Source organism: Actinomycetota bacterium (assembly GCA_030774015.1).
Lineage (GTDB): Bacteria > Actinomycetota > UBA4738 > UBA4738 > JACQTL01 > JALYLZ01.
In genome coordinates this window covers 1-7,690 of the sequence record JALYLZ010000181.1, presented here as the reverse complement: position 1 = coordinate 7,690, position 7,690 = coordinate 1, and the positions used below count along the sequence as shown (strand labels likewise).

The window sequence follows — 7,690 nt, the reverse complement described above, 5'->3', positions numbered from 1 at the left end:
GGCGGAACGATCGTGTAGTTCCACTCACCGTGGAACCTGTGGCCCTTGATGCGCGGGCCGATCGCGGCCATCTCCTCGTCGCTGACCTTGACCCCTCGGGGGTAGCTGTTGGTGTCGGCTTCGGCGTGCACTGTCAACCCGGTCCGGGTGGTGGTGGCGCCGATGAGCTCCACCACCACCTCGTGGCTGGTCAGCGGACGGCCTCGCCAGTTGGCGGTGATCGCCGAGAACAGCCGGTGCTCGATCTTGTTCCATTTGCTGGTGCCGGGCGGGAAGTGGCACACCGTGATGGCTAGGTTGGTCTCGGCGGCGAGGGTGGACAGTTCGAGCTTCCACAGCCTCACCCGGTAGCCGTTGGACCCGCCGGCGTCGGCCGAGATGAGCAGGCGTCGGGCCTTCGGGTACGCTCCGGCCCCGACCTGGGTCCACCACCGGCGCAGCGTGGCCACGGCGAAGCTGGCAGTGTCCCCGTCCGAGCCGACCGACACCCACCCGGCGTTCGCCGCCACGTCGTAGATGCCGTAGGGAACCGCCTTGGGGACGGTGGGGTCGGGGAAGTCATGGACCCCGACCGGCACCGGCCGGCCCGTGGGCTGCCACTCCCGACCTGCGTTCTTGTAGCCGGGATGGGCCCCGATGAGCTCCTTCTTCTTGGTGTCCACGCTGATCACCGGGTCGCCCGCCCGCAGGAACCGGCGCACCGCCTTATCGATGTGGCGGAACTGGGCGTCTCGGTCCGGGTGCTGCTTTCCCTCGGTCACCTTGGCGTTGGCCTGCAGGCTGTAGCCCAGAGCGTGCAGCAGTTCCCCCACCCGGACGTGGCTCACCGGATGCCCTCGAGCGGTCAGGGCCCCGGCCAGGGTCCGGGTGGACTTGGTGGTCCACCGCAGGGGCGACTCCGGATCGCCCCGGGTCTCCGGGTCGACGAGGGCATCGAGCGCGGCAAGCAGTCCGGGATCCTTGTCCGTGGCTCGCTTGCGCCCACCACCCGGTCCGCGGACCCGACCCGGGGACGCCGCGCCCTGGTCCAGTTCCGCCCGGCCCTTGCGCACCGTGTTTGGAGACATCCCGGTCTCTCGGACCAGGGCGGCCAGACCCCCACGGCCCAACACCCGGGCCCCGGCCCCGGCCAGCAGCCGACGCTGACGCTCGTCCAGGTGAGGGGCCAGTACCTTTACCATCTCGCCCACGGCCAGCTCGGGTGCCGCCACGCGGACAGGCTACACCGGAATCACCTAACACTCAGCTTATTCCGTTCCGATCCCTAACCGTCTCCGGTCCCCCCAGCAGGCGCCGGAGCTCCGACAGGTTCCAGCGGAGGGCGCCGGCCGGGTCATCGGCGTCCGGGAACAGCAGATCGATCAGCTGCTGTCGGGTGGGGGGCCGGTCCGACAGGGCCAGGTAGGCGAGGAGGGCCCAGACCTTCCTGCCCCGGGGCGCCGGGTACACGACGCCGTCTCGGATCAGCAGGGGCGGCCCCAGGAGGTGCGCGGCGATCGGCATCCCCGACATCCTGCCCGCGCGGGCCGGTCCGGACAAGACCGAGCCTCCTCCTGCCCTCACACGCCCGGTCACACGCCATGTCCCTAGCGTCTACCCTGGCGGAGGCGAATCGCAGCCGTCGCGAAGCGCGGCGGTGCTCGCCGGGCGAAGGAGGACACGTGGGGACACTCGCGATCGAGGAGCTGCGGGGACAGGTCAGGGGACCCGTGATCGGGCCGGACGACGAGGGATACGACGAGGCGCGCCGGGTCTACAACGCGATGATCGACCGCCGGCCGGCCGCGGTGGTCCGGGCCGCAAACGCCGGAGACGTGATCGCCGCGGTGAACTTTGCTCGCGAGAACTCGCTGGACCTGGCGGTCCGCGGCGGCAGCCACAGCGTCCCGGGGTTCGGGACCTGCGATGGCGGCCTGGTGATCGACCTCTCCGGGATGCGGGGAGTGCGCGTGGACCCCGCCGCCCGGAGGGCCAGGGCCGAGGGAGGGGCGACGTGGGGCGACTTCAACGCCGCCACCTACCCGTTCGGCCTGGCCACCACGGGCGGGATCATCTCTTCGACGGGGGTCGGCGGCCTCACGCTCGGTGGCGGCATCGGATACCTGTCACGCGGATTCGGACTGTCGATCGACAACCTGGTGTCGGCGGACGTGGTGACGGCCGACGGACGGTTCCTGGTGGCGAGCGAGGACGACCACGCGGACCTGTTCTGGGCGCTGCGAGGCGGAGGCGGGAACTTCGGCGTGGTGACCTCCTTCGAGTTCCGGCTCCACCCGGTGAAGGACATCTACGGCGGCCCCATGTTCTACGAGCTCAGCGAGGTGGAGAACCTCCTCCGCTTCTACCGTGAGTACATCGCCGACGCCTCCGAGCAGATGGGTGCGTTCCCCGCGTTCCAGATCGCGCCGCCGCTGCCGTTCATCCCGGAGGACCGGCACGGCGACACGTTCATCGCCATGGTGGCCTGCTGGGCGGGGCCGCTCGACGAGGGCGAGTCGGCGCTGAAGCCGTTCCACGACGTGGCGCCGGTGGTGGCGGAACACGTCGGTCCGATGCCCTATCCCGCGCTGAACAGCGCCTTCGACGCCCTGCTGCCGCCGGGTCTCCAGCACTACTGGAAGGCCAACTTCGTGAAGGAGCTCACGGACGAGGCCATCGCCGCCCACGGGGTCCACGGGCCGGAGGTCCCCTACGTGAGCTCGACGGTGCACATCTATCCGATCAACGGGGCCGTGCATCGCGTGGCGCCGGACGCGACGGCGTTCGCGTACCGCGACGCGAACTTCGCCACGGTGATCGCCGGCATGTGGGCCGACCCGGGCCACAACGAGGCGAACATCGCGTGGGTCCGGAACTACTACGACGCCACCGCGCCCCACTCGGAGGAGGGCGGGTACGTCAACTTCATGGCGGACGACGACCAGGGCCGGATCAAGGCCAACTACCGGGGCAACTACGATCGGCTCGTCGGCATCAAGCGGACGTACGACCCCGACAACCTGTTCCACCTCAACCAGAACATCACGCCCTGACCAGCGGATCACGTCCTCACAGCGAAGAACGCTTACGAATGCCTCCTGCCCCAACCGAATGATTCCTGTGCTCCAGCGGTAGGCTCGGAGTGGCTGCGAACGTCGCCGCCACGGAAGGAGCATGAGCCATGGAGGATCTGGAGCCTCGGGACGGGGACGAGGGCGACGAGCTGGAGGCGGCCATCATGCAGGCCGACCACGCGTTCGGAACGGAATCGTGGGGCACGACCGCCGAGGAGGCGCAGGAGGGCGAGTCCCTGGACCAGCACCTGGCCGAGGAGCGCCCGGACCGGCCGGCCGTCGACACCTCCCTCTCGGTGGTCGACGAGGGCATGTCCGACGACGAGGACGAGCTGGTCGGAGAGGCGGTGACCGAACGGGACGAGTTCGCCTCGCCCGAGGAGGCGGCGGTGACCGTGCGGGAACGCGCGCCTGGCGCGACCGATCACGCGGACCCCCACCCTGACCAGGACGAGTGACGGGCGCGGTGCGGATCCGGGTGACCGAGGACGGGCTGTATGAGGTCGAGGGCGCGGTTCCGCTCGCCCAGCAGATCATCGAGCCGAACGGAGCGTGGGGAGTCGTGGGAGTGGCAGCCCGGACTCGCGTTCGATGCCAAGCAGAGCTACCGGCTGTGCCGGTGCGGCGGATCCGGCACGAAGCCGTTCTGCGACGGGACGCACCTGACGAACGGCTTCGACGGGACCGAGGTCGCGGACCGCCGGCCGTACCTCGAGCAGGCAGACGCGTTCCCGGGGCCCCAGGTGGCGCTGACCGACGCGCGGCAGCTCTGCGCCTTCGCCCGCTTCTGCGACGCCCGCGGCCAGGTCTGGAACCTCGTCGAGCAGGACGACGCCGAGGCCGTGGCGCTGACCGAGCGTGAGGCGGCGTACTGCCCTTCCGGGCGGCTGGTGACCTGGGGGCCGGGAGCCGACGGGCGTCCCGAGCCGCACGAGCCAGCGCTCGAGCCCTCGATCGGCGTCGTCGAGGATCCGGCGATGGGAGTGAGCGGGCCGCTGTGGGTCCGGGGCGGCATCCCGGTGGTGGCCGCGGACGGGACGCCGTACGAGGTGCGCAACCGGGTGACCCTGTGCCGCTGTGGGGCTTCGGACAACAAGCCCTTCTGCGACGGCTCCCACGCCAGCAGCGGCTTCGCCGACGACCTGCCGCTCGGCGGTGCATGATCGGCCGGTGGCTCAGGAAACACCTCGCCGCGTGCGAGCCGTGATCGTCGAGCGGAAGGAGGTCCACCATGGCAGCGCTCAACTTCAACAGCGTCATGATCGGATCGGAGGACCCGAAGAGGCTGGGCGGGTTCTACGCCGGCGTCTTCGGCCGGCCGGCCGACATGGATGAGGGCGGCATGTACGGCTGGGGATTCGGCGCGACGTTCCTGTCGATCATCGAGCACTCCGATGTGAAGGGGCAGGCCGCGGAGCCGCAGCGCGTGATCCTGAATCTCGAGACGAAGGAGGTCCAGGCGGAGTTCGACCGCATCAAGGCCGCGGGCGCTACGGTCGTCAAGGAGCCCTACGAGCTCCAGGGGATGTGGATCGCGACGTTCGCGGATCCGGACGGGAACTACTTCCAGCTGGTGACCCCGTGGGAAGGACCGGCCACCTCCTGAGGCGCTGATCGCGCTCAGGCCGCCCCGGGTTTTTGTCCCGCCAATTTCGGGAGCGGCGCGGCGGCCACGGGCAGGTCGGGTGTTACCCTCGACGGAGCATGGGGGAAGGCGAGAGCCCGCGCGAGGCCTGCGGCCTCTTCGGGGTGTGGGCGCCCGGCGAGGACATCTCTAGGCTCACCTACTTCGGCCTGTTCGCGTTGCAGCACCGCGGTCAGGAGTCGGCCGGCATGGCCGTGTCCGACGGCCGCAACATCCTGGTGTTCCGCGAGCTGGGGCTGGTGTCGCAGGTGTTCGACGAGGCCACGCTGTCCACGCTCCAGGGCGACCTGGGGATCGGGCACACCCGCTACTCCACGACGGGGTCCACCACCTGGGACAACGCGCAGCCCGCGTTCAAGACCGACGGCACCCGCGGGCTGGCCCTGGGGCACAACGGGAATCTGGTGAACACCGCCGAGCTGGCCGAGGAGGCCGGCCGGCGGGGGCGGGCCTCGACGGACTCCGACCTGGTGGCCGGCATGATGGCCGCCCACATCGAGGACGGCCTGGAGCGGGCGGCCATGGCCGTCCTGCCCCGGCTGGCCGGCGCCTTCTCGTTCGTGTTCATGGACGAACGGACGGTGTTCGCGGCGCGGGACCCCCACGGCCTGCGGCCCCTGGCCATCGGACGGCTGCCGGGCGGGTTCTGCTTCGCCTCCGAGACCTGTGCCCTCGACATCGTGGGGGCCACGTTCGTGCGGGAGGTCGAGCCGGGCGAGATGGCCATGGTGGACGACCGGGGGCTGCGCTTCGAGCGGTTCGCGGAGAGCCCGCGCAAGGCTCTGTGCCTGCTCGAGTTCGTGTACCTGGCCCGGCCCGACTCCCGCCTGTACGACCGAACCGTGCACGAGGCCCGCCGTGACATGGGGCGGCGGCTGGCCCGGGAGGCCCCCGCCGACGCCGACTTGGTCATCCCCATCCCGGACACCGGGCACTCGGCGGCGCAGGGCTACGCCGAGGTCGCGGGCATCCCGTACGGCGAGGGGCTGATGAAGAACCGCTATGTGGGCCGGACGTTCATCCAGCCCTCGCAGTCGCTTCGGGAGCGGGGCGTGAAGCTGAAGCTGAACCCCATCCCGGGCGCGGTGCAGGGCAAGCGCGTGGCGGTGGTGGACGACTCCATCATCCGGGGGACGACCACCCGCCAGATCATCCAGACCCTCCGGGAGGCCGGCGCGACGGCCGTGCACATGCGCGTGGTCAGCCCGCCGATCCGGTGGCCGTGCTTCTACGGGATCGACATGTCCACCCGCCGGGAGCTGGTGGCATCCGATCTGTCGGTGGAGGAGGTCCGCGCGTTCATCGGCGCGGACTCGCTGTCGTACCTGTCCCTGGAGTCGCTGGTCGAGGCCACCGGCGCACCGGAGGACCGGTTCTGCCGGGCCTGCTTCGACGGGCGCTACCCCATCCCCATCCCCGAGCACGCCGGGAAGTTCGTGCTGGAGCAACGGCCCGCCCGCTAGTACGGTTCGGTCATGGACTACCGGCAGGCCGGCGTCGACATCGAGGCCGCGGCGAAGGCCGTCGCGCTGATCGGGAGCGTGGCCGAGTCCGCCACCCGTCCCGAGGTGGTGGAGTCCGTCGGCGGGTTCGCGGGGCTGTTCCGGATCGGCCCCCGGAAGCTGCTGGCCGCGGCCACCGACGGCGTGGGGACCAAGCTCGAGATCGCGCGGCTGGCCGGGCGCCTGGACACCGTGGGGATCGACCTGGTGGCCATGTGCGCCGACGACGTGGTGTGCACCGGGGCCGAGCCGCTGTTCTTCCTGGACTACATCGCGGTGGGCCGGGTGGTGCCGGAGGACGTGGCCGCCCTCGTGGAAGGGGTCGCGGAGGGGTGCCGGCGGGCGGGGTGCGCGCTGCTCGGCGGCGAGACCGCGGAGCACCCCGGGGTGATGGCGCCGGAGCAGTTCGACCTGGCGGGGTTCTGCGTGGGGGTGGTGGACGAGGACCGGGTGCTGGGGCCGCGCCGGGTCCGGGAGGGCGACGTCCTGGTGGGCCTGGCCTCGACCGGCCTGCACGCGAACGGGTTCAGCCTGGTGCGGCGGGCGTTGCTGGAACCGGGCGCTCGGCTGGAGGCGACGCCCGAGGGCCTGGCCCGGCCGCTGTGGGAGGAGCTGCTGGAGCCGACGGCGATCTACGCTCCGCTCGTGCTGGCGCTGGCGGCGGATGACCTGGTGCTGTCTTGCGCGCACGTCACGGGCGGCGGGCTCCCCGAGAACCTTCCCCGCGCGCTGCCGCCGGAGCTCGGCGCTTCCGCGGACCCGGGAGCGTGGCCCCGTCCTGCCGTGTTCGAATTCATCCGCCGGGCCGCCGGGGTCTCCGAGGAGGAGATGTTCTCCACGTTCAACATGGGTATCGGCATGGTGCTGGTCGTGCCCCCAGACGCCGCCGGCGAGGTGGTGTCCCGGGCGGAGGTGGCGGGCACGCCGGCGTGGGTGGTGGGACGGGTGGGCGGCCAGCCCGGCGTTCGCTTCGAGGCGGCGGGGTAGCCGGATGGGGCACGAGGGCATGGGAGCGGCGCCGCCGGATCCGGAGGGCCTGGCCAGGGCCCCCGGCGCCACCATCCTGGTGGTGGAGGACGAGCCGGACCTGGTGTGGCTCCTGCGGTTCAACCTGGAGAGCGAGGGCTACCGGACGTTCGTGGCCCGAAACGGCGAGGCCGCCCTGGAGCTGCTCCTGCGGGAGCGCCCCGACCTCATGCTGCTCGATCTGATGATGCCCGTGATGGATGGCTGGGCCCTGCTGGACGAGCTCCAAGCGAGCGGCGGATCCCGGCCCCGGGTCATCGTGGTCTCCGCGCGGACCGCCCAGGACGACCGCCTCCGCGCGGCCCGCTACGGCGTGGAGGGCTTCGTGGCCAAGCCCTTCGACATGGACGAGCTCCTCGCCATGATCCGAGAGCTCGTCCCCCGCCGCCCGTCCTGATCTCCTGAGAGCTCGCTCCGGCTGCGCTCGGTCTCGCTCGCTGACGCTCGCTCGCCTCGACTCCGCC

General features: G+C 71.3%; 8 protein-coding genes and 1 pseudogene. 7 read left to right on the top strand and 2 right to left on the bottom strand.

The window, feature by feature from the left end; genetic code table 11:
* Both M3Q23_17905 and M3Q23_17900 read right to left on the bottom strand, forming a co-directional pair.
* The coding region (locus M3Q23_17905) for an ISAzo13 family transposase (protein MDP9343924.1) at nt 1-1,181 on the bottom strand (1,181 nt) is incomplete at its 3' end.
* Nucleotides 1,182-1,281: 100 nt separating this feature from the next.
* Nucleotides 1,282-1,503 (bottom strand): annotated as a pseudogene (locus M3Q23_17900) (SARP family transcriptional regulator).
* 158 nt (nt 1,504-1,661) lie between these two features.
* On the opposite strand from M3Q23_17900, the gene M3Q23_17895 reads away from it, so the two are divergent.
* The 7 genes from M3Q23_17895 (at nt 1,662) to M3Q23_17865 (ending at nt 7,623) form a co-directional block, all read left to right on the top strand.
* Nucleotides 1,662-3,032 carry an FAD-binding oxidoreductase gene (locus tag M3Q23_17895; GenBank protein ID MDP9343923.1) on the top strand — a complete coding sequence of 457 codons (1,371 nt, stop codon included), beginning with the start codon at nt 1,662-1,664 and terminating at the stop codon, nt 3,030-3,032.
* A gap of 128 nt (nt 3,033-3,160) precedes the next feature.
* Nucleotides 3,161-3,511 carry a hypothetical protein gene (locus tag M3Q23_17890; protein ID MDP9343922.1) on the top strand — a complete coding sequence of 117 codons (351 nt, stop codon included), beginning with the start codon at nt 3,161-3,163 and terminating at the stop codon, nt 3,509-3,511.
* Between the two features lie 39 nt (nt 3,512-3,550).
* Nucleotides 3,551-4,216: a CDGSH iron-sulfur domain-containing protein gene (locus M3Q23_17885; protein MDP9343921.1), complete on the top strand. Its 666-nt coding sequence runs from the start codon at nt 3,551-3,553 to the stop codon at nt 4,214-4,216.
* A gap of 68 nt (nt 4,217-4,284) precedes the next feature.
* Nucleotides 4,285-4,659 (top strand): VOC family protein, encoded by a 375-nt coding sequence (locus M3Q23_17880; protein ID MDP9343920.1) that lies wholly within the window; start codon nt 4,285-4,287, stop codon nt 4,657-4,659.
* A gap of 98 nt (nt 4,660-4,757) precedes the next feature.
* Nucleotides 4,758-6,161, top strand: a complete 1,404-nt coding sequence (gene purF, locus M3Q23_17875; protein ID MDP9343919.1) for an amidophosphoribosyltransferase — start codon at nt 4,758-4,760, stop codon at nt 6,159-6,161.
* 12 nt (nt 6,162-6,173) lie between these two features.
* On the top strand, nt 6,174-7,187 hold the full coding sequence (gene purM / locus M3Q23_17870; protein ID MDP9343918.1) for a phosphoribosylformylglycinamidine cyclo-ligase: 1,014 nt from the start codon (nt 6,174-6,176) through the stop codon (nt 7,185-7,187).
* A gap of 19 nt (nt 7,188-7,206) precedes the next feature.
* Nucleotides 7,207-7,623 (top strand): response regulator transcription factor, encoded by a 417-nt coding sequence (locus M3Q23_17865; protein MDP9343917.1) that lies wholly within the window; start codon nt 7,207-7,209, stop codon nt 7,621-7,623.
* The last annotated feature ends 67 nt before the right edge of the window (nt 7,624-7,690 follow it).

What these genes read in the sequence shown, in the direction of transcription:
- M3Q23_17880 (MDP9343920.1), top strand. Translation starts at nt 4,285, where the DNA reads ATGGCAGCGCTCAACTTCAACAGCGTCATGATCGGATCGGAGGACCCG.
- M3Q23_17865 (MDP9343917.1), top strand. Translation starts at nt 7,207, where the DNA reads ATGGGAGCGGCGCCGCCGGATCCGGAGGGCCTGGCCAGGGCCCCCGGC.
- M3Q23_17890 (MDP9343922.1), top strand. Translation starts at nt 3,161, where the DNA reads ATGGAGGATCTGGAGCCTCGGGACGGGGACGAGGGCGACGAGCTGGAG.
- purM (MDP9343918.1), top strand. Translation starts at nt 6,174, where the DNA reads ATGGACTACCGGCAGGCCGGCGTCGACATCGAGGCCGCGGCGAAGGCC.
- purF (MDP9343919.1), top strand. Translation starts at nt 4,758, where the DNA reads ATGGGGGAAGGCGAGAGCCCGCGCGAGGCCTGCGGCCTCTTCGGGGTG.
- M3Q23_17885 (MDP9343921.1), top strand. Translation starts at nt 3,551, where the DNA reads ATGAGGTCGAGGGCGCGGTTCCGCTCGCCCAGCAGATCATCGAGCCGA.